We start from the raw sequence: 863 nt of genomic DNA on the forward strand, positions 1-863 counted from the left end.
GGCTTGCGGTGTTCTCCGCCCACACCGCAACCGCCAGTGATACGCGCCGGGCGTAAGGCCGATGAATTTTTTACAGGTACTTCCCGAATCAGCCCAAGCACTGCCAAAACCTGCGATTGAGGATGACGACACCAGCCTGTGCGTGGCGCAGAACCTGCAACGTTTGCGCAGTAAGCGCCACCTCTCGCTGGACGGGTTGGCACGCGCGTGTGGCGTGAGCCGGGCGATGCTGGCGCAGATCGAGTCGGGCCGCAGCGTGCCGTCGATCAAGGTGCTGTGCAAAATCGCCAAAGGCTTGAAGGTGTCGGTCGCGGCCTTTCTGGAGGACCGTGCCTTTGAAGGCGTCGAGGTGTTGCCGGCGCAACAAAGCAAACGCCTGGTGAGTGCCGACGGGGCATTCGTCAGCCGTGCGTTGTTTCCCTTTGATACCGCCCGCCAATCGGAATTTTACGAAATCCGCTTGCGTGCGCTCGGCGAGGAAATTTCTGCCGGTCACGGCCCCGGCATTCAGGAAAACCTGGTGGTGGCCCAGGGCGTACTGGAAGTCAGCGTCAACGAAGAGCGCTACTTGCTCTCCACCGGCGACTCGATCCTGTTCTACGCCGACCAGCCCCACCGCTACCGCAACCCGGCGGACAGCGAGGCGGTGGCATTTTTGGTGATCACCTACCCGGAACGCCTGGACTGAATGCAAAAAAGCCCCGACAAGTCGGGGCTTTTTTTTGCGTTTTAGGCAGCAGCGGTCAGCAGGTGCAGCACATCATCGGCATGCCGTTGCAGCTCATCATCATCGGCATGGCGCAGTCATTCATCAGTTTGTTCATGAGCATGCAGCAGTTTTCCATCATGGCCATGCTCATGCC

The 863-nt window shown here is 59.8% G+C and carries 1 protein-coding gene and 1 pseudogene; one reads left to right on the forward strand and one right to left on the reverse strand.

Annotation, left to right across the window (positions count from 1 at the left end; genetic code table 11):
• Positions 1-61: 61 nt before the first annotated feature.
• A complete protein-coding gene (locus tag FEM54_RS33295; RefSeq protein ID WP_138454368.1) occupies positions 62-688 on the forward strand; it encodes a helix-turn-helix domain-containing protein in 627 nt (208 codons plus the stop codon).
• A 55-nt stretch (positions 689-743) separates the two neighbouring features.
• Here FEM54_RS33295 and FEM54_RS34905 read toward each other — a convergent pair.
• Positions 744-863, reverse strand: a pseudogene (locus FEM54_RS34905) (hypothetical protein); the annotation flags it as partial.

Origin of the sequence: Pseudomonas edaphica, assembly GCF_005863185.1 — a bacterium.
In the GTDB taxonomy this organism is placed as follows: domain Bacteria; phylum Pseudomonadota; class Gammaproteobacteria; order Pseudomonadales; family Pseudomonadaceae; genus Aquipseudomonas; species Aquipseudomonas edaphica.